Origin of the sequence: Geomonas diazotrophica (genome assembly GCF_018919385.1) — a bacterium.
GTDB classification, from domain to species: domain Bacteria; phylum Desulfobacterota; class Desulfuromonadia; order Geobacterales; family Geobacteraceae; genus Geomonas; species Geomonas diazotrophica.
The window spans coordinates 1-19374 of sequence record NZ_JAHLMF010000011.1 but is presented as its reverse complement, the minus strand read 5'-3'; the positions used below and the strand labels follow the sequence as shown (position 1 = coordinate 19374).

The 19374-nt window shown below is 64.2% G+C and carries 14 protein-coding genes; 4 read left to right on the top strand and 10 right to left on the bottom strand.

Annotated elements, in window-relative coordinates:
- Positions 1-88 precede the first annotated feature (88 nt).
- Complete coding sequence (tkt, locus tag KOM00_RS12990; protein ID WP_216499365.1) at positions 89-2161, top strand: transketolase; 2073 nt, start codon at positions 89-91, stop codon at positions 2159-2161.
- A 52-nt stretch (positions 2162-2213) separates the two neighbouring features.
- Positions 2214-2507, top strand: a complete 294-nt coding sequence (locus KOM00_RS12985) for a J domain-containing protein (protein ID WP_216499364.1) — start codon at positions 2214-2216, stop codon at positions 2505-2507.
- A 250-nt stretch (positions 2508-2757) separates the two neighbouring features.
- On the opposite strand, the gene KOM00_RS12980 is transcribed toward KOM00_RS12985, so the two are convergent.
- The 9 genes from KOM00_RS12980 to KOM00_RS12940 form a co-directional block, all read right to left on the bottom strand.
- Positions 2758-3219 carry an SRPBCC family protein gene (locus KOM00_RS12980; protein WP_216499363.1) on the bottom strand — a complete coding sequence of 154 codons (462 nt, stop codon included), beginning with the start codon at positions 3217-3219 and terminating at the stop codon, positions 2758-2760.
- Positions 3220-3238: 19 nt separating this feature from the next.
- Entirely contained in the window at positions 3239-3835 is a 597-nt protein-coding gene (locus tag KOM00_RS12975) for a chemotaxis protein CheD (RefSeq protein WP_216499362.1), read from the bottom strand.
- Between the two features lie 37 nt (positions 3836-3872).
- Positions 3873-6410, bottom strand: coding sequence for a hybrid sensor histidine kinase/response regulator (locus KOM00_RS12970; protein ID WP_328758478.1), 2538 nt, complete (start codon positions 6408-6410; stop codon positions 3873-3875).
- A gap of 237 nt (positions 6411-6647) precedes the next feature.
- Positions 6648-9611 (bottom strand): NAD-glutamate dehydrogenase domain-containing protein, encoded by a 2964-nt coding sequence (locus tag KOM00_RS12965; protein WP_216499360.1) that lies wholly within the window; start codon positions 9609-9611, stop codon positions 6648-6650.
- Between the two features lie 201 nt (positions 9612-9812).
- On the bottom strand, positions 9813-11453 hold the full coding sequence (locus KOM00_RS12960; RefSeq protein WP_216499359.1) for an anaerobic C4-dicarboxylate transporter: 1641 nt from the start codon (positions 11451-11453) through the stop codon (positions 9813-9815).
- A gap of 432 nt (positions 11454-11885) precedes the next feature.
- Entirely contained in the window at positions 11886-12107 is a 222-nt protein-coding gene (locus KOM00_RS12955; RefSeq protein ID WP_216499358.1) for a glutaredoxin family protein, read from the bottom strand.
- 15 nt (positions 12108-12122) lie between these two features.
- Entirely contained in the window at positions 12123-12317 is a 195-nt protein-coding gene (locus KOM00_RS12950; RefSeq protein ID WP_216499357.1) for a hypothetical protein, read from the bottom strand.
- 175 nt (positions 12318-12492) lie between these two features.
- On the bottom strand, positions 12493-13905 hold the full coding sequence (locus tag KOM00_RS12945; protein WP_216499356.1) for a sigma-54-dependent transcriptional regulator: 1413 nt from the start codon (positions 13903-13905) through the stop codon (positions 12493-12495).
- On the bottom strand, positions 13902-15674 hold the full coding sequence (locus tag KOM00_RS12940) for a transporter substrate-binding domain-containing protein (protein WP_216499355.1): 1773 nt from the start codon (positions 15672-15674) through the stop codon (positions 13902-13904). The genes KOM00_RS12945 and KOM00_RS12940 overlap by 4 nt, the downstream gene beginning before the upstream one ends.
- A 192-nt stretch (positions 15675-15866) precedes the next feature.
- Between KOM00_RS12940 and KOM00_RS12935 the strand changes: the two genes are divergently transcribed.
- Together KOM00_RS12935 and KOM00_RS12930 are read left to right on the top strand one after the other, a co-directional pair.
- Positions 15867-17765, top strand: coding sequence for a methyl-accepting chemotaxis protein (locus KOM00_RS12935; RefSeq protein WP_216499354.1), 1899 nt, complete (start codon positions 15867-15869; stop codon positions 17763-17765).
- 336 nt (positions 17766-18101) lie between these two features.
- Positions 18102-18728 (top strand): fibronectin type III domain-containing protein, encoded by a 627-nt coding sequence (locus tag KOM00_RS12930; protein ID WP_216499353.1) that lies wholly within the window; start codon positions 18102-18104, stop codon positions 18726-18728.
- A 371-nt stretch (positions 18729-19099) separates the two neighbouring features.
- On the opposite strand, the gene KOM00_RS12925 is transcribed toward KOM00_RS12930, so the two are convergent.
- Positions 19100-19374 (bottom strand): hypothetical protein (locus KOM00_RS12925; protein ID WP_216499352.1); only part of this gene is annotated, 275 nt, incomplete at its 5' end.

The following is a 19374-nucleotide window of genomic DNA, read 5'->3' as shown; positions in this document are numbered from 1 at the left end:
TCCTTCAGAAGCTTCTCGGAGATCGATGAAAGAAGCGTGGCGGAAACGGTGCGATGCTCCCGGACCTCATACCTGAAGGAGCAGCGCCATGACCACGCATCCCGTTACCGACCCCGCCGCCGACCTGGACCAGCTCTGCATCAACACCCTGCGTTTTCTGGCTGTCGACGCCATTCAAAAGGCCAACAGCGGCCACCCCGGCATGCCGATGGGGGCCGCTGCCATGGCGTACCAGCTCTGGACCCGATTCCTGAAGCACAACCCGGCCGATCCGGGGTGGTTCGACCGGGACCGCTTCGTGCTCTCCGCGGGGCACGGCTCCATGCTGCTGTACTCCCTCCTGCATCTGACCGGTTACGACCTCCCGCTGGAGGAGATCATGCGCTTCCGGCAGTGGGGGAGCCGCACCCCCGGGCACCCCGAGCGCGGCCTCACCCCCGGCGTGGAGGTGAGCACCGGGCCGCTGGGACAGGGGTTCGGCAACGCGGTCGGTATGGCCATGGCCGAGGCGCACCTGGCGGCCCGCTTCAACCGCCCCGGCTTTCGCCTCATCGGCCACTACAGCTACCTGATCGCCGGCGACGGGGACCTGATGGAGGGGGTGGTCTCGGAGGCCGCCTCCCTGGCGGGGCACCTGCGACTGGGGAAGCTGATCTGCCTCTACGACGACAACCGCATCACGCTGGCCGCCTCGACCTCCCTGAGCTTTTCCGAGGACCGCGCCGCGAGGTTCGCCGCCTTCGGCTGGCAGGTACTGGAAGTCGAGGACGGCAACGACCTGGCGGCCATCGCGGGCGCGCTCGATGAGGCGCGTGCCGAGTCCCGACGCCCCAGCCTGATCATGGTGCGCACCCGCATCGGTTTCGGCTCCGGCAAGCAGGACAGTTTCGAGGCGCACGGGGCGCCGCTGGGCGCGGACGAGGTGCTGCGCAGCAAAAAGCGGCTGGGGTGGCCCCCCGAGCCGGAGTTCCTCATTCCGCAGCCCGCGCTGGGACATTTCCGGCGGGCGCTGGAGCAGGGGGGCGCCGCGCAGCGGGAGTGGGAGGCGTTGCGCGCCCGCTACGCCGTCGAGTATCCCGAACCGGCTGCCGAGCTCGAGCTTGCCCTCTCGGGGGAACTCCCCGCGGGGTGGCAGGAGGCCCTGCCGGAGTTCCCCGCGGACGAGAAGGGGATGGCGACCCGCGCCGCCTCCGGGAAGGTGCTGAACTCGCTGGCGGGGCGCCTGCCGCAGCTCTTTGGCGGCTCGGCGGACCTGAACCCGTCCACCGTCACCGCGCTCGCCGGGAAGGGGGACTTCCAGAGCGAGTCCTGGCAGCCTGAGGACCGCCAGGGGGCGGTGGGAGGGGAGTGGGGAGCGGGGGGCGCCAACGTCCACTTCGGCGTGCGCGAGCACGGCATGGCCGCGATCCTGAACGGCATGGCCGCCCACGGCGGCACCATCCCCTTCGGGGCCACCTTCCTCACCTTCTCCGACTACCTGCGGCCGTCGCTGCGCCTGGCGGCACTCTCGGATTTGAAGGTGGTCCACGTCTTCACCCACGACTCCATCGCCCTCGGCGAGGACGGGCCGACCCACCAGCCGGTGGAGCACCTCGCCTCCCTGCGTGCCATACCGCGCCTCATCGTGCTGCGCCCCGGCGACGCCAACGAGAGCGCCTTTGCCTGGCGTGCCGCGCTCTCCATACGAAACCGACCGGTCGCCCTGGTGCTGTCGCGCCAGGCCGTCCCCACCCTGGACCGGGAACGCTACGCGCCGGCACAAGGGCTTTTGCAGGGGGGGTACGTGCTGGCCGACTTCGAGGGGGACGGGACGCGCCTCATCCTTATCGCCACCGGCTCCGAGGTTCCCCTGGCGTTGAAGGCGCGCCTGAGGCTTAAGGAGGAGGGGCTCGCGGTGCGCGTGGTCTCGCTCCCGAGTTGGGAGCTCTTCGACGAGCAGCCACGGGAGTACCGCGAGGCGGTGCTCCCGCGGGACGTTCCGCTCAGGGTGGCGGTCGAGGCGGGGAGCCCCCAGGGATGGCACCGTTACGTGGGGGATGCCGGGGTGGTCCTCGGCGTCGAGGGGTACGGCGCCTCCGCGCCGGGAGACCGGGTCCTCGAAGAGTACGGCTTCACCGTGGCGAACCTCTGCAGGCTCGCCCTGCAGTTGGCGGGAAGGTGAGGCGGCGCCCCCGGATGGCATGGGGGCGCCCGGTTGAGGCCGGGAGGAGGCTATGACCTACAAGGAGTTGCAACTGGCGCTGGCAGTCTTCGGCCTCGAAGAGCGGGCCAGTCTGAGGCAGATCAAGAGCCGGCACCGGGAACTGGTGAAAAGACACCATCCCGACCTGGGGGCGCCGGCCGACAGCGAGGAGATGAGGAAGGTGAACGCCGCCTACCGGGTGCTGCTCGACTACCTCTCCGACTACCGCTTTTGCTTCGCGGAGGACGAATTCTACGAGCAGAACCCGGACGAACGTCTCAGGCGCCAGTACTTCGATGACCCGCTCTGGGGCAACAACCGTTAGTACGTCGCGTTATATTTCGTCAATACGGTGTCGCGGCTTCCCGAAATGCCGGGAAAGTGCATAAAAAACCGCCCGCTGAAGCTATCTCCCTGCTGGGCGCGGATTCGCTGTACACAGTTTCGTGGAAAACACTGTGGATAACTTTCGGGATCGGGCCGGTTTCTCCTCAAAGATCATGGTTTTTTACCTTTTTGCCTAAAAAAGGTGCAGGGGGCAGGCTCCTGCAGCGCTACCCGCTCCTGCACCTCGACTAGAGGGTGAACCCGAGCTCGCCGGCCAGCGCCTGCCGGCGGTACTCGAAGATGCTGCGCACCCGGCGCGCCACGAAGGGGGCGGCGACTTCACCGAAGGGGCCGAAAGGAAGGACGTAGTGCACCAGGTCCGTCATCAGCGTCCCCCGCGGCGTCTCCTCGAAGATGTGCTGGTGATGCCACATCCGGTACGGGCCGAAGCGCTGTTCGTCCACGAAGAAGTACGGTTCCTGCATGTGGGTGATCTCGGTGACCCAATTGACCGCAACCCCGAGGAACGGGGTCACCGTGTAGCTCACGATCATCCCGGCGTGCATCTTCTCGGGGAGATCCCCCGTGATCCTGAAGCCCAGGTCGGGGGGGGTGATGCGCGGCAGGTTGCCCGGGTGCACGAAGAACTCCCAGGCCTGTTCCAGCGACAGCGGCATCAGTTGTTCCTGCTTCAATAGGTGCATCTTCATTGCCAACCCGCCTTTTCCGTCACCAGAGATCGACCTCGGGGAGTGCCGCCTGCTGCTGCTCGATCGCCTTTTGCCAGCAGTAGCGGTCCCGCTGTGCCAGCTTGCTGCTGCGGCTTGAGTCCACCTTTCTGCGGTGCACCGCGAAGTCGCCGTTGGAGAAGTGGATCACCCTCCCGAAATCGCCCCCTATGTCCATGGCATCGATCGGGATCCGCTCCTGCTCCAGGTACTGCAGGATGAACCTGCAGTTGACCTGCCCCACGCAGAAGAAGTTGTCCGTGTTGCCGTCGGCGTTGATGATGGTGGCTCCCCCGAAGATCTTGGCCCTGATCCGGGACCGGTCGGTTCCCTGGGCCATCATGGCGTTGATCAAAAGGTCCATGGCATGGATGCCGTAGCGCCCCGCGTCGGTGATGTTGAGCGGCAGTTCCTTGGAGTAGCGCGGGTTGCTCAGCATGAAGTGGTTCATCCCGATCAGGCGTCGGGTCGGGTCGTACAGGCAGGCGGCGATGCAGGAACCGAGCAGGGTGGTGATCACGCCGGGCTTGCCGGTGACGTAGAACTCCCCCGGTGCGATGGTGACCCGCTCACCGTTTTGATATTTCTCGATCTTCATGCCGCTCCTGCCGCGTTGGGTGCCATCTCCATCTGCCTCAACCCTTTTGCCGCTCCGCCAGCATCTCCGCGATCTTCCTGTTGAGCTTCTCCATCTCCAGCGGCTTCTGGATGTAGTGCATGCCGGCTTCGATGACGCCGCGCTGAATCACGTTGTCCGAGGTGTGCCCCGACATGAAGAGCACCTTCGCGTCCGGCCGGCTCTCCCGGATCCGCTCCGCCAGCTCCCTGCCGTTCATCTCCGGCATCACCACGTCGGTCAGGACCAGGTCGATCTCCTCTCCCCGCTGCCGGCTGATCTCCAGGGCCTCCAGGGGGTCCTGCGCCTGGATCACCTTCAGCCCCATCTCCTCCAGGAGCCTCGTGGTGAGCCAGAGCAGCATCTCCTCGTCCTCCACCAGCAGGACCGTCCCGGAAATCCGCTGCTCCGCCGGGAGGTTCCCCTGCGGCGGCGCGTCGCTCTGCTGGAGGCGGGGCAGGTAGATCCTGAACACCGCCCCCTCGCCCGGTTCGCTGTAGACGTTGATGAAGCCGCCGTTTTGGGTGACGATACCGTACACGGTGGAGAGGCCCAGGCCGGTCCCCTTTCCCTGCCCCTTGGTGGTGAAGAAGGGCTCGAAGATGTGGGCGGCGACCGTCTTGTCCATGCCGTGGCCGGTATCGCTCACCGAGAGCTGCACGTAGTCCCCCGGTCTCGCGTCGGGGTGGAGGTAGGCGTAGTGGCTGGGGATCTGGACGTTGGCCGTTTCGATGGTGAGGTTGCCGCCATCGGGCATGGCGTCCCGGGCGTTGACCGCGAGGTTCATCAGGATCTGGTCCACCTGCGAGGGGGCGATCATGACGCTCCAGAGTTCCGGTGCGGGTCGGAAGGAGAGTTTCACGTCCTCGCTGATCAGCCGGGCCAGGATCTTCAGGGAGTCCTCGATGAGAGCGTTCAACTGCACCTGCTTTGGTGACACCACTTCCTTGCGGGAGAAGGCGAGCAGCTGGCGGGTGATGTCGCTTGAGCGCCGGGCGGCGTTGATGATCAGCTCGAGGTACTGTCCGATCGGCTCGCCGTCCTCAAGCTTGCGCTTGGACAGCTCGGCCGCGCCAGAGATGACGCTCAGCATGTTGTTGAAGTCGTGCGCCACGCCGCCGGCGAGCCGGCCGATCGACTCCATCTTCTGCGACTGGCGGAACTGCTCCTCCAGGTGCCTGCGCTCGGTCGTGTTGATGAAGGCCACCACCGCACCCACCACCTTGCCGTCCTTCACCTGGGGATAGGACCAGTACTCCACCGGGAAGCTGCTGCCGTCCGCGCGCCAGAACACCTCGTCTGCCACGTGGCTCCCCTTCCCCTGCAGCATGGTGTTGTGGGCGCCGCACTCTTCCTGCGGCATGGGCCTGCCGTCGGGGTAGCTGTGGTGCATGATGTCGTGGATGTTCTTTCCCAAAAGGTCGGCGTCGCTTTGGTAGCCGAGCATCCTCAGGCAGGCGCGGTTGCAGAAGGTGCACTTGCCTTCGATGTCTATGCCGTATATCGCCTCGCCGGTTGAATCGAGCAGAAGGCGCAGCCGCTCCTCGCTCTCCCTGAGGGCCTCCTCCGCCTGCCAGCGCTCGGAGACCTCTTCCTCCAGAAGGGTCGCCTGTTCCTGCAGCGATTCCTGGGCCGCCTGGCGCTCGGTGATCTCCTCCTCCAAAAGCGCGGCCTGTTTCTTGATCTCCTCCTCGGCGCGCTTGCGCTCGTCTATCTCCATCTTCAGGTTCCAAAGCGTATAGGACACCCCCAATATCAGTAAAAGCGAGATCGCCTTCAAAAGGTGCAGGCGCCAGTCGCTGCGCCCCTGGTAGCGGGTGACCCGCAGCATCACCCCGCTCTCCGGGCCGGTGACGGCCATCTCTTTGGTGCACTGCCGGTCCAGGGGGCCCGTGGTCGGCATGGTGGCCAGCAGGCTGCCGCCGCTGTCGGTGAGGCTCAGGTGGTACAGGCGCGGCTGGGTATGCGCGACGAGCTGCCGCAGGAGTTTGTCGCAGGAGTAGATGCCTCCGAAGAGGCCGAGGAAGGTGTCCCCGCGAAATACCGGGACCCAGACCTCGAAGGAGGGCCTGCCCTGGATCGCCTCGAAGGGGCGGGTGTAGACCGGCTTGCGCCGTTCCCGGGCCAGGGCGGAGACCCGCTTCGGTTCAGGCAGGTTCAACTGGAGCCCGACGATCTGCCGGTTCGGCGCCAGCGGCGCCACGTCGGTGATACGGAAGTCCGCGTCGACCCAGGTGATGTTGATCAGCTGGGGGTGCGCCTGCACGTACTGGCCGGCACGCTCCTGGAAAAGGTGCGCCGTGAGTTTGCCCGAGGCGCGGTCGAGCGCCAGCAGCTCCAGGTAGCTGACGTCCCCTTCCAGGGTGAGCTGCAGCGATCCGCTGAAGGTCCTGGTCCTGCTGGCCAGGTCGTTTTGTTTCGCCCTGAAGTTGTTCCCTTCGGTAAACCACACGATCAGCCCGAACACCACCAGGAAGGCGGCGAACAGGATGGCGCTGTAGCGCACTGCCGCGGAGCGGTTGCGTGGATGCTGATGTTGACCTTTGAGGTAAGACACTACTTCCTCCGACAGGATGCGTGACGATGTGTTCCTCATCGGCAATGGGGCGCAAATGTTGAATTCCGGTTCGTTCCGGGGCGGGCCAGCTTAATGATAGTAGCAGCAAAATCGTCTTCCTCAAACGAACGAGCCCGCCGTTGCCGGCGGGCTCGTTCGTTTTCCCATTTCGACTGACGCCCTTCCCTCGCCCCCTCCCCTCTCCGGAGGGGGAGGGGAGGGAGGGGGGAGGGGGTGTCAGAAGGCGAAGTTGCGGTCTATGTGCAGCCTCAGGATGTCCTCGAACTCGGTCTCCTGGTCGCCGCGGTACACCATGGAGGAGCCCAGTTCCGCCGCCAGGATGGCGCAGAGGTACTTCTGGGGGAGGGAGCCGATCCTGCGGCGGTAGAGCGCCTTTTCGGCCACCAGGGCCGGGAGGTGGGCCAGGATCACCCGGCGGAACGGGGGCTGCCCCAAGAGCTCCGGGCGCCCCTGGAAGAAGCGGAACAGGCGCGCGTAGTATCCGTTGATCTCGGTGCTGATGGCGTCGGAGATCTCGGTGCAGGGAAGCGTCGGGCTCTCGCGGTGGCGCTTGAGGATGAGCCGTGCCTCGTCGGCCGCCCGTTTTTCCAGGATGGAAATCACCCCGGCCACGTACTCCTTCTTCTCGGCCAGGAACTCGCTGTCCTTCATGAGCAGGTTGGCGATGATCTCGTAGGAGGAGGAGATCACGCCGCACTTGTTGGCGGAGGCGTCGCGCATGATGATGACGCCGCGCTTTTGCAGCCGGGTGCGCGCCTCCGGGGTGATGAAGGAGTTGGCCCCCTCGATGATGGCCCGGGCGGAGGGGGTGCCGTCGGGGAGGAAGAAGCGCTCCCAGTTGCCGGCGTCGATGGTCTCCGGGCGACCGCCGCCGGGGATGAAGAGGTCTGCCTCGGTGGTGAAGACCAGGTCCCCGAACTCGCGGGAGAACTCGTCGATGGAGATCCACTGCTCGCAGACCCCGGAGGCGCCCATGGTCACCTTGCGGTACAGGGTTTTGAGCCCCTCGGTCCTGCTGCCGCTTCTAAAGAGCATGAAGCCCCCTTCGTGCAGCGCCTGCGGGTTGAAGCCGTCCAGGTCCTCCCTGAGGAGCATGCGCGACAGCTCGCCGTGGCGCGCCCCCTGCGGATCGTAGAGCGCCGCGGTGCCGTCCAGGATGAGGCGGATCTGCATCCTCGGGTAGCGCTCCAGCATGATGCGCATGGCGTTGCCGGCCACGTCCCCGTTGGGGCCGCCGGTGAACTTCACGCTGAAGGGGTCGTTGACCATGTCGATGCCGAGGTCCGCCATGGTGATCTCCGCGAAGCGGACCACGCCGGTCGAGGTGACCCCGAACTCCTTGTGGTTGATCCCGACCTTCTTGCTCGACATGATGCCGATCCCCAGGAGGTAGCCGCGCGCCTTGGATATCCGGGCGATGCTCTCGATCATCGAGTCGTGCATGTTCTCGTCCGGCCCGAGCTCGATCGGCTCGTCCTCGCGGTAGTAGTCCACCACCGCCGGGAGCCTGGCCACCCCGTTCTCGGTCACGAAGATGTCCAGGAAGGCGTTGGCCACCCCGTACTGCAGCTTGTACAGGCGCAGCACCTCCTGGTCGCGCTCGCCGCTTCTTTGCAGGTCCCCCGCGTCCAGGATAAGGACCAGCTTGGAACCCCCCTCGTAGATGTCCTTGTTCTTCAGGTGCTGGGTGTGGGCGAGGACGAAGTTCTCACGGAAGATCGTGTTGGCGTTGGTGATGAAGTCGTCGCCGTTGCGGGCGATAACGGTGCGCCAGCCGCCCCGGGCGATGTCGGAGAAGCCGATGTGGTAGCCAAAGCCGAAGCGGCTGAAGAAGAAGGTGACCCGGAAGGGGAGGGCGCAGGGGAGGTCGGAGGTGAACTCGGCCCCGAGCTCGGCGAGGTAGGAGGGGTCCAGCCGGAAGGCGAGCGCCTGCTTCTCGAGGACGTAGAAGTTGCTCTTCAGGGTGTGCTTGATGAAGATGAGGCAGCAGCGGAAGATGGCGCGGCGCACCTCGTCCAGGTAGCGGTGACCGGTGTTGTAGTCGCCGACCATCCGCTCGGTTTCCTCGAGCTTGGCCGCATAGCGGAGCTCGCGCTCGGCGACCGCGGGATCGAAGCGGACGGCGAAGAGCTCGGCCAGCTGCAGGGCGATCTCGGGGTGCGAGAAGAAGGCGCTCTTCACGTCGTCCAGGCCGAAGCGGTCCGGCTGGTTGTGGGCCAGGTTCGTGTGGCAAAAGGCGATGAAGGCGTTTATGAGCGACCCTTCCCTGCCGCTGAAGGTCCCCTTGGTGACGAAGTCGCGGTAGGCGATCGAGGTGGTGGCGAGGATCTGGGTGTTGCAGAGCTCGTCCTTCAAGCGGCTGAAGAGCTCGCTGCCGCGGGAGAGCACCTCGCCGTCGCGGCGGCGCACGTAGAAGGTCCCCAGGAAGTAGGGGTGGGTTCCGTTGGAGATGGTGAGGCAATAGGCGCGGTTCACCCCGAGGTCGAGGCGGTTGAAGACCTCCATCACCTGGAGCAGGAAGTCGTGCTGGGGCGGGTTGCCGACCGCGAAGTGGATGCGGGATTCCCTCCCCCCTTCCATCTCCTCGACGTCCAGGTAGAGCCCCCCGGCCTTGACCCCCTTCTGGTACAGGTTGAGCACCTGGGCCACCCGTTCCGGCCAGGCCATGCGGACGTACTTCTCGTTGTTGAGCCAGAGCATGCGCAGCAGGCGGTCCAGTTCGCCCATGACGAAGTCGGGGTAGCTCCGGCGCAGCGACGAAACGATCTTGGCGCGGATGCCCGGCGGGATGACGACGTCGCCACCTTCCTGGATCTCCTTGTTGTTCTTCCGGTCGAACTCGAAGCGCTGGATCTCGAGGGTGCGGTCGCTGCCGGGGAGGGGGCTCTCCGAGTGGGCGATCATGGCGTAGGAGATCTCCCGCTCCGGGATGCGGCGCAGCGTGTCGTAGAGGGATCCCGGCATGTTGGGGAGCGCCTGGATCAGGCACTTCTCCCGGTCGGAGAGCACCAGCCGGCGGTTGTCGGCGAGGCTTCCCATCTCGCGCTCCAGCAAGGCCATCGCACGGGGCTCGTCCTTCATGGCGATGAAGAAGTACGGGGGGAACTGTTCCGTGAGCCAGCCCCGGTTCTCCATGGTTGCGGCACTCAGTCTCTTGAACTCTGCGGTGTTCGTTTTCATTGTTCGTTGCTCCCTTTGAAGGCGGGCGAATGGTTGTTCGCCACTTGTGTATTTCCTGTGGTGGTGAGCTGTTGTAGGGGCAAATAATTATTTGCCCAGCACCATTGCCCGATCACTGCCGATGGCGAGAGACGCCGAGGTGACAGATGCGGTAAAGGCGGGCGAATGATCATTCGCCCCACAGGTTTGCCGTCAGTTTTCCTAGAACATCAGCTTCACCAGCAAAAACCCGATCCCGATGGACGAGGAGGTGGCAACGAGCCCCGGGATCATGAAGCTGTGGTTCAATACGTAGCGGCCGATCGCGGTGGTGCCGGTGCGGTCGAAGTTGATGGCTGCGACCACGGTCGGGTAGTTCGGGATGAAGAAGTAGCCGTTCACCGCCGGGAACATGGCGATCAAAAACGGTGCCGGGATGCCAAGGCTGATCCCGAGCGGCATGAGCGCCCTTACCGTGGCCGCCTGGCTGTAGAGCAGGATGGAGAGGGCGAACAGCGCGAAGGCGAAGAGCCAGGGGGCGGTGGTGACCATCCCCTTGATGGAGCCGCTCAGAAACTCCATGTTCCCCTGGAAGAAGGTGTCCCCCATCCAGGCGATGCCGAAGATGGCGATGACCGCCTGGATGCCGGCGATGAAGACGCTCCCCTCGGCCACGCGGGAGACCTTCACCTTGCAAATAAGGAGCATGAGCGCCGCGATGGTCAGCATGACGATCTCGATGACGTGCGGCATCCCCATCTTCTCCTTGTTCTGGGCGGGACGCTTGTCGTCGAACTTCACGATGTGGTAGCCGAAGGGGGTCTTGATCACCTCGGTCAGGTCGCCCGGCTTCTTCAGCTTGGCGCAGGCCTTCTCGAACTCGGGGATCATCTTACCCTTGGCCTGCCAGCCGAGGTCGCCGCCGGTCGCCGCGGCGGCGTCGATGGAGCATTGTTTCGCGACGTCGGAGAAATTGCCGCCCGATTTGAGCTGGGCCAGCACCTGCTTGGCCTCGGTCTCGCTCTTCACCACGATGTGGCTGATCCTGGTGTCGCTCCCCACGCTCCACTCGGGGCGCATCTGCGGGAAGGAACCGAACAGGACCACCAGGATGGTCCCGAAGAGGAACAGGGCCACCGACACCTTGGCGCCGGCAGGCGTGTTCCTGATCGCCTCGTTCACCTTGGCGCTGTCCGCGCCGGCGTTGCGCGGCGCAGGCACCACCCCTTCCTGCAGGCGCTTCTGGTATTCCGGATCCTTGTCCAGGTCCTTGCCGAGCTTGTTGGAGACGAAGGCGGCGATGATGACGCCGAGGAGGGTGGAGGGGATACAGACCTTGAGGATGTCGATCAGTTCCACGTTGAAGCCGAGCTTCGCGGCCGAACCTCCCAAAAGGCCCAGAAGCGCCACGGTAGCGGCGGCGATGGGGCTCGCGGTGATGGCCTGTTGCGAGGCGATGACCGAGATGGACATGGGGCGCTCGGGGCGGACGCCGGTTTCGCGCGCCACCTCCGCGATCACCGGGAGGACCGAGTAGGCGACGTGGCCGGTCCCCGCGAAGAGGGTGAAGAAGTAGGTGACCATCGGCCCCAGGAAGGTGATTCGGTCCGGGTTGTTCCTGAGGATCCTTTCCGCGAGGGAGACCAGGTAGTCGAGCCCGCCGGCCGCCTGCAGGACGCCGGCGGCGGTGACCACCGCGGCGATCATCAGCATCACGTCGATGGGGGGCGCGGTCGGTTGCAGGTGGAACAGGAAGGTGAGGACGGCGAGGCCGAGCCCCCCCATCACCCCGAGGCCGATGCCGCCCAGCCGGGCTCCGACGAAGATAGCTGCCAGTACCACTACGAACTCTAGCCAGAACATGATGTTTCTCCCCTCTGAGATGGTCGGGCCTTTGCGCCCATGACCGGTACATAGCATCGGCGATGCCAAGGGGCGGTTATGTCGTTAATCGTAGTGGGATCGGCAGCTTATGCCGTAATGGGGGCGTGGTTCTTGTTGGCGGGGGGTATGCCGCAGGTTATGGGGGGAGTGGGGAAGGCGCGGGGATTTGCGTAGATACGGTGAGTTAGGTGGGACTATGCCGAACGTCATACTATGCCCTGGGGCATACCCCTTCGAGCGATGGTCTGACTCTAGTCCCATCTCCCCCGGGAGACGTGGCTAGAAGGGCGGGTGGAGGGGTGGTGCCGTCATGCTGCCTTCAGCAACTCCCTCACCCTGACCCTCTCCCTGGGGGAGAGGGGAAATGGACGTACGGGGATTTGCCTTGGATTGTTTGGAGATCCGCCTTGTTTACTCCCGTCCGACCGGCGCCCCCCCGTCCTCAAGCTCACGCAGCGCCCGTTCGATGGCGCGGACGTCGCACCCGTCGACGATCTTCTTGCCGTTGTCGAAGACGATGAGCGGGACGATGTCGCCATGGTAGCGCTCGCGCCATTCCTGGTGCGCCGCGTGGTCCGTCCGGATGTCGCGGGTGGTATAGGGGATCCCTTTCTCGGTGAAATAACTTTCCACCGCGGCGCAGTAGCTTCAGCCGCTGCCGGTGTAGATGGTTATGGCGGGAAAGTGCCGGGCGTCCTTCTCCTCCCCACGGAGGGGGGAAGAGGACGTGGTGGCGCAGCCGAGGAGGGATAGCGCGAGCAGGAAGAAAACGAGCGCGGCCGGCAGCGGTTTCATCCGGTGCGGGGGTGTCGAAGCGGTCAAGCTCTGGTGGTCGTGCGCCATCGGTCACTCTCCTTAAGGCGGTCATCCTAGCACTACCGGGGTGCCACAGGCAACCCGTTCGTCTCGCGAGAAGGGGGGCGCCTCCCGCCTCGCCATCCTGACAAGCCCTCTCCCTCCCCTCCGGGGGAGGGGAGCTGAAGCTGCAGCTTCGCCTGGTTCAGGGGCGTCAGTTCATTTACGACCGCTGCTGCTTCAGCCGCTTGCTCAGGGTCGGCTGCGACACCCCCAAAAGCCGCGCCGCGATGGACTGGTTCCCCTCGGCCCGCCTGACCGCCTCGGCGACCAGAAGATCGATCGCCTCGGTGAACCCGGGGAGCCGGTCCATGCCGAAGAAGGGGTTGTCCGAAGGCTCCGCCGGCTGTTCGGCAGCGAGCAGCACCGGCCGCTCCCCGATGGCACGCACGAACGCCTCCATGGAGAGCACCCCCCCCTGGTGCAGGCTCACCGCGTCGTAGACCATCGCCTTCAGTTCCCGCACGTTGCCGGGGAAGTCATAGGTGGCGAGGAGCACGGCGAGTTCCTTGGGGAGGGTCGGCTTCTTCTTGCCGAATTCCCTCGCCGCCAGTTCCAGGAAGTGATCCAGCAAAAGCGGTATGTCCTCCTTTCGTTTCCTCAAGGGGGGGATATGCAGGTGGTGCGCCCGCAGCCGGTAGTAGAGGTCCTTCCTGAACTCCCCCGCCGCCTGCCGCGCGGCCAGGTCCTGGTGCGTCGCCACCACCACCCGCGCCCGGATGCGCCGGGGTCGGTCGCTGCCGATCGGGTAGTATTCACCCTCCTGCAAAAGCCGCAAGAGCTTCACCTGGGAGCCCAGACTCAGGTCCCCGATCTCGTCCAGGAAAAGGGTCCCGTCGGCGGCCTGTTCGATCATCCCCTTCCTCGCCTCCCCCGCGCCGGTGTAGGCACCCTTTAGGTGCCCGAAGAGGGTGTCCGACACCATGGCGTCGTCGAGCCCCGCCACGTTTACCGCCACCAGCTCACCCTTGCGCCCCGAGAGCCGGTGCAGGGCGGCGACGATCAGCTCCTTGCCGACGCCGCTCTCCCCGGTCACCAGGATGGGTTGCGAGGAGAGCGCGACCGCCTCGACGTACTGGAAGATGGAGCGCATCCCCTTGTCGCCGGTCACGATCTCCCGGAACGCCTCCGGGTGCTCCAGCCGGTCGTAGAGGAACCGGTTTCTCAGTTCCCTGTTCTCCAGTTGCAGCTCCTTCTCCCGGACCGCCCGCTTCACCCCCTTGACGATGCGCCCCTCCTCCGAGGTCTTCACGTAGTAGTCGAAGGCGCCGCTCCTCATGCAGTTCACCGCGGTCTCCAGCTGGTTCAGGCCGCTTATGATGATCACCGTCACTTCGGGGTGCTCCTCGGCGATCCGCTCCAGGAGCTCTTCCCCCGAGAGGTGCGGCATGGTGAGGTCGAGCAGCACCACGCCCACCGTCTGCTCCGTCATCATCCCGAGAGCCTCCTGGCTGTCCGAGCAGGTGAGGATGTTGGTGAGCCCGGCGCGCTCCAGGGTGATGCTCATCGAATAGAGCCAGTCCGGTTCGTCGTCCACCAGAAGGATGCCGAAGGCCGGGTAAAGGGTCGTGGTCATGATAGAGACTCCTTGTCGGGCAGGGCGAAGGTGAGGCGCGCAGTGGTACCGGCGCCCGGGGCGGAGCTGAAGGAGAGCTCGCCGCCGTGCTCCTTGACGATGCCGCTCGATACCGAGAGCCCCAGGCCGGTGCCGCCGCTCTCGCGCTTGGTGGTGAAGAAGGGATCGGTGAGATGCGGCAGGTGTTCCGGTGCGATCCCCGTCCCCTGGTCCCGCACTTCCAGGACCACCTGCCTGTGCTCCGCGTCGAACCAGGTCGCCAGCTCGATCCCCCGCTCCGGGGAGGGAAGCGCCTGGCAGGCGTTCACCAGGAGGTTCACCACCACCTGTTCGATGCGCTGGGCGCTGCCGTTTAGCCTCGGGATCCCGGCCCCGAGGCTCACGCTGAAATGTTCCGTGCTCTTCTCGACCAGGTTCGCCAACAGGCGCAGCGCCGCCTGCACCGTCTCGTTCAGGTCGAACTCCGCCGTCTGCCCCGGTTCCTGCTGCCTGGCGAAATCCTTCAGGTCCTCGACGATCAGCTTCACCCGCCGGGACCCCTCCTGCATCTGCTGCATCAGTTTGGGGAGCGCCTCGCGCATCCGCGAGTAGGAGAGCCCCCCGAACTCGAAATCGCCGTTCTTCTCGTAGTACTCCTCCAGGATCGGTTCCGCGTCCCTAAATGCCTCCATCACCACCGGCAGGTTCAGCAGGATCAGGCCGTTGGGGTTGTTGATCTCGTGCGCGACCCCGGACACCAGGATCCCCAGTGCCGCCATCTTGTCCGCCTGTACCAGCTGCTGCTGCCGGTTTCTGAGCTCCTCCTCGGCATGGCGGCGCTCCTCCACCTCGCGGGTCAGCTCCGCCGTGCGTGCCGCCACCTCGCGCCCCAGGGTGCGCGACCAGAGTACGGCCCCCCCGGCCAGCAGGACGAGCGGCAGCACCACGACGGCGCCGTACTTGAAGACCTCGCTCCAGGAGAGCCCGGGCGGTTCCAGGACGCCCAGCCACCGGTTGTAGATCTTCTGGTACTCACCCGTGTTCTTCAGGATGGCGAGCCCCTCGTTGAAGCGGGCTAGAAGCGCCGCGTTCCCCTTTTTCACCGCGAAGCAGTACTGCTGCGCCGATACCGGGTCCCCGACCGCCTCCAGGTTGGAGAGCCCCAGTTCCCGGATCAGGTAGAGGCCGGGGAGCTTTGCCATGACCGCGTAATCGTGCTTGCCCGAAGCGAGCGCGCGCAGCACGTCGGCGTGGGTCGGGACCGGCACCACCTTGGCGCCGGTGCGCTGCGCCGCGAGAAACTCCTGCATGATCCCGTCGTTCAGCACCAGGACTTCCTTGCCGCGCAGGTCCGCCAGGGTCGGGTGCCTGTTCCCCCCTTTGCGGGCGAAGATCGAGTGGTGCACGATGGTGTGCGGCGGAGAGAAGTCGACGCTTTTGGCGCGCTCGTCCGAGTAGGACATCCCCTCCAGGAGGTCGACGTCCCCCCTGACCAGGTCCTGGCGCCGTTCCGACCACGCCCCCAGGCGGATTTCGACCTTCAGCCCCATCACCCTGGCCACGGCGCGGGTCAGCTCCACGTTGTAGCCGCTTGGCCTGTCGTCCTTGTCCAGGAATTCATAGGGGGGGTAGCTGCGGTCGCCGCCGACGATGACCAGTGAGGAAGCGGCATCGGCGGCTTGAGCCGGTGTTCCGCAGCAAAGGGCGCAGAGCGAGAGGAGGGCGGCGAGGAGAACGCGCAGGTGCCGGATGCGGTTATTTGGGCGGTGACTGTTGCTCGCTGATGGCATGGATGCAGCTTATCCATCAAATTCGCGCGTTGCAAGACCATCCGACGCGGTCGGCATGATAAGACGTCCGCTGGTACATTATTTTCAACTAATGTCTTAATGCATGTCCCTTAAAGTACTCAAGCACATTTCACTTTGCGCCGAAACAGTATGAATGAAACATCCCTTCTGGGAGACTATGAGAGGTGCCTTATGAATCTGAGAAACAAGGTCAATCTGACAGTCGTGATAGCATTTGCCATCGCGATCGTTGCCCTGATCGTCACTGCCGCCACCAGTTCACGCAAGATCATGGGGAGCATGGTTAACACCTCCCAACTGTCCCTTGCCGGCGACAACGCCGCCAGCGTAAACTCCTGGCTGCTGGGCAAGCAGGCCATCATCGCCGCGGGCGCCAAGGAGCTTTCCAAGGAGTCGGGGCAGTCCAAGGAGTACCTGGGCAACCTGGCGAGGCTCCTCGCCTCCGCCGGCGGCTTCTCCACCGTCTATCCTGGATACGAGAACGGCCTGTTCGTCTCCTCGGACGGCTGGGTTCCCGACGCCGGCTGGGACCACCGCAAGAGGCCCTGGTACGAGAAGGCGAAGTCCGAGATGAAGGTGTCCCAGACCGAGCCGTACGTGGACGCGCAGACCGGCAAGACCATCATTTCCTTCATCGCGCCGATCACGGCCGGCGGGAGCTTCACCGGCGTGCTCAGTTCCGACATCATGCTCGACGATGTGATCAAGCAGGTCCTGAACGTGAAGGTCGGCAGCACGGGGTACGCCTTCATCATGGACAAGAGCGGCAAGATCCTGGTGCACCCGAAAAAGGAACTCGTGCTCAAGAAAAAGTTCCAGGAGGTCACCTCCGGGATGGACGACCTGAGCGCCAGGATTGCCGCGACTCCTAGCGGCAGCCTCGAATACAAGATGGGGGATGTCGCCAAGATAGCCTCCTACGCTCGCATCCCCGCTGCGGACTGGTACCTCTGCGTCACCGCCGACAAGGCCGATGTCTTCGCCCCGGTCAACAGGCAGGTACGGACGCTGCTGGCCATCGGCGCCATCTTCCTGGCTGCGGGAATCGCGGTGATCTTCTTCATCGTGAGAAGGCTGTTGAGCCCGCTGGGCGTGCTCTGTCACCGCGTAGCCGACCTTGCGGAAGGGGAGGGGGACCTGACCAAGCGGGTCGACGTCGGGAGCCGCAGCGACGAGATCGGTCTTTTGGCCGAAAAGCTGAACACTTTCGTGGAGAACATGGGGAGCATCATCTCCCAGATCGCCTCCGCCTCCAGGTCTCTCGCCTCCGAGTCCAATACGCTCACCTCCACCTCCATGTCCATCTCGGTCGGCGCCGAGTCGGTAGCCGGGCAGACCGCCACCGTGGCCACCGCCAGCGAGGAGATGGCCGCCACCGCCGCCGACATCGCCAACAACTGCCACCGCGCCGCGGAGAGCGCCCAGCGCGCCGCCGACACCACCGAGGACGGCTTCAAGGTGGTGACCAGCACCGTGGAAGGGATCCGCCATCGCGGCCGGATGACGCGCCAGAATGCCGACCGGATCTCATCCCTTGGCGAGCGCTCCGAGCAGATCGGGGCCATCGTGGCGACCATCGAGGATATCGCGGACCAGACCAACCTGCTGGCGCTGAACGCGGCCATCGAGGCCGCCCGGGCCGGCGAGCAGGGACGCGGCTTTGCCGTGGTCGCGGACGAGGTGCGCGCCCTGGCGGAGCGTACCACCCGCGCCACCAAGGAGATCAGCGACATGATCAAGGCGATCCAGCAGGAGACCAAGGGCGCCATGACCTCGATGGAGGAAGGGGTGCGCGGCACCGAACAGGGAGCTGCCGAGGCGGAGCAGCTCGAGGGTGCTTTGCACCGGATCCTGGAGCAGGTGAACGACGTGACGGCCCAGGTGAGCCAGATCGCCACCGCCGCCGAGGAGCAGGGTGCCACAACCGGCGAGATCACCAACAACATCCAGCAGGTGACCGCCGTGGTGCAGGAGACCGCCAGCGGCGCCCAGGATTCGGCCCAGTCCGCCTCAAGGCTCTCCGAGTTGTCAGCCGAACTGCAGCGCATCGTCGGCAAGTTCAAGCTCTAGGCCTGCCGGCACCATTTCCATCACCCACGAAGGAAAGCGGGGGGCGAGTCGAAGACTCGTCCCCCGCTTTTTTCGTCGCTGATCCCGGAATCCGGGAGCTAGCGATGTTTCGCCTCTTAAATAGTATCCCGCATTCTCGGGCCGGTGGTGGGACATCACCACGGCGACCGCATTTGCAGCGGTACCGGCAGCGCATCAGCCTCCCTGGACGTCCCAACCCGAGCACCCAAAAAAACATTACATTTTGGTTCGCCCCTTGAACATTTGCTCTTGCAATGGCCGATCTGCGTGTTAACGTATTGGTGTTTTCTAATTTAACAAGCGGAGGCCAAAGACATGGGGAAAAATCGTAACGGCGGGGAAAAGGATGAGGATCTCATCCGCGCAACCGGCGACCTCCTCACCAACTTGATCAAGGATCCCTCCATCATGCAAAGCATCTATGCCCTGTTGCCCAACCTGGAGAAGATACAGGGCGCCTATGACCGGCACCGCAACGCCTTCTACCAGGTCCTGGACGGTGCCCATGACAAGGAGGGTGAACTGGAGGCGGCCCGAAACGACTTAACCACAAAGATAAGCCTTGTGAACGGTATGGCGCACCTTACCGGCAAACACGACCCGACCATTCCGCAGAAACTGGGCCTCGTTCAGCAGATCGTCGGCAAGCGTCTTTCGGCTGCGGGGCTCTTGGTGCCGGGGAATTTCAGGATGGCATACGAGGGGCACAGCATCGTCGCCCGCGCGTCCGCCGTAAAGGGGGCCAGAAGTTACGAAATATGGGTTTGTGAAGGCGATCCGCTCTCGGAGGCAAGTTGGAGGCACCTCACGACCTCAGGCCGAGTCAACCGGATCGAAATAACCGGTCTGACCCCCGGCAGGCTCTACTACTTCAGGATCAGGGCCGTGGGCGCCGTTGACGCAGGGCCTTTCTCCAACTTCGTCAGCATGATGGCGATCTAGAACATCTCTAAGTGCCACCGCCGTCCGGTCCGGTTCCGTGCCGGTGGTGGCACTCCCTCCCAATCTCCCCCCCTGACAACGGATCGAGAAGTAGCCGGTAAAAGGGTGAACGAGACCCTCCCTGCAAGATCCGAAAAACGTCCCGGTAAAATTGCAAAACGTAACTACGAAACCGCGAAGTGCCACCGTACTTTCGCAAAGTACGCACCTACTTTCGCAAAGTACGACCTTACTTTCGTAAAGTACGACCTTACTTTCGCAAAGTACGTCACTACTTTCGCAAAGTAGGACCTTACTTTCGCAAAGTAGGACCTTACTTTCGTAAAGTAGGACCTTACTTTCGCAAAGTACGACCCTACTTTCGCAAAGTACTACCCTACTTTCGCAAAGTACGACCCTACTTTCGCAAAGTACGACCCTACTTTCGCAAAGTACGACGTAGAATCGGAAAAACGCCCGCCAAATCCCAAAACACGACCAACAGCATGCCCCGTCGAGCGGTCAAGTCCAGGGGCCTTCGGCGGGCCTGTAAAGAATTTTGTGTAAATGGCCTTGGTTAAGATTTTGGCAATCTGTCTTCGAAGAGGATGGCGAATCGAGCCATTGCCGCTTTCCAGTTTATGATCGGCTTCTTCCATTTCTTCGT

Bases quoted from the DNA above. Each gene is read 5' to 3' on its own strand.
- tkt (WP_216499365.1), top strand. From the start codon at position 89: ATGACCACGCATCCCGTTACCGACCCCGCCGCCGACCTGGACCAGCTC.
- KOM00_RS12985 (WP_216499364.1), top strand. From the start codon at position 2,214: ATGACCTACAAGGAGTTGCAACTGGCGCTGGCAGTCTTCGGCCTCGAA.
- KOM00_RS12980 (WP_216499363.1), bottom strand. From the start codon at position 3,219: ATGAAGATGCACCTATTGAAGCAGGAACAACTGATGCCGCTGTCGCTG.
- KOM00_RS12975 (WP_216499362.1), bottom strand. From the start codon at position 3,835: ATGAAGATCGAGAAATATCAAAACGGTGAGCGGGTCACCATCGCACCG.
- KOM00_RS12965 (WP_216499360.1), bottom strand. From the start codon at position 9,611: ATGAAAACGAACACCGCAGAGTTCAAGAGACTGAGTGCCGCAACCATG.
- KOM00_RS12960 (WP_216499359.1), bottom strand. From the start codon at position 11,453: ATGTTCTGGCTAGAGTTCGTAGTGGTACTGGCAGCTATCTTCGTCGGA.
- KOM00_RS12950 (WP_216499357.1), bottom strand. From the start codon at position 12,317: ATGGCGCACGACCACCAGAGCTTGACCGCTTCGACACCCCCGCACCGG.
- KOM00_RS12945 (WP_216499356.1), bottom strand. From the start codon at position 13,905: ATGACCACGACCCTTTACCCGGCCTTCGGCATCCTTCTGGTGGACGAC.
- KOM00_RS12940 (WP_216499355.1), bottom strand. From the start codon at position 15,674: ATGCCATCAGCGAGCAACAGTCACCGCCCAAATAACCGCATCCGGCAC.
- KOM00_RS12935 (WP_216499354.1), top strand. From the start codon at position 15,867: ATGAATCTGAGAAACAAGGTCAATCTGACAGTCGTGATAGCATTTGCC.
- KOM00_RS12930 (WP_216499353.1), top strand. From the start codon at position 18,102: ATGGGGAAAAATCGTAACGGCGGGGAAAAGGATGAGGATCTCATCCGC.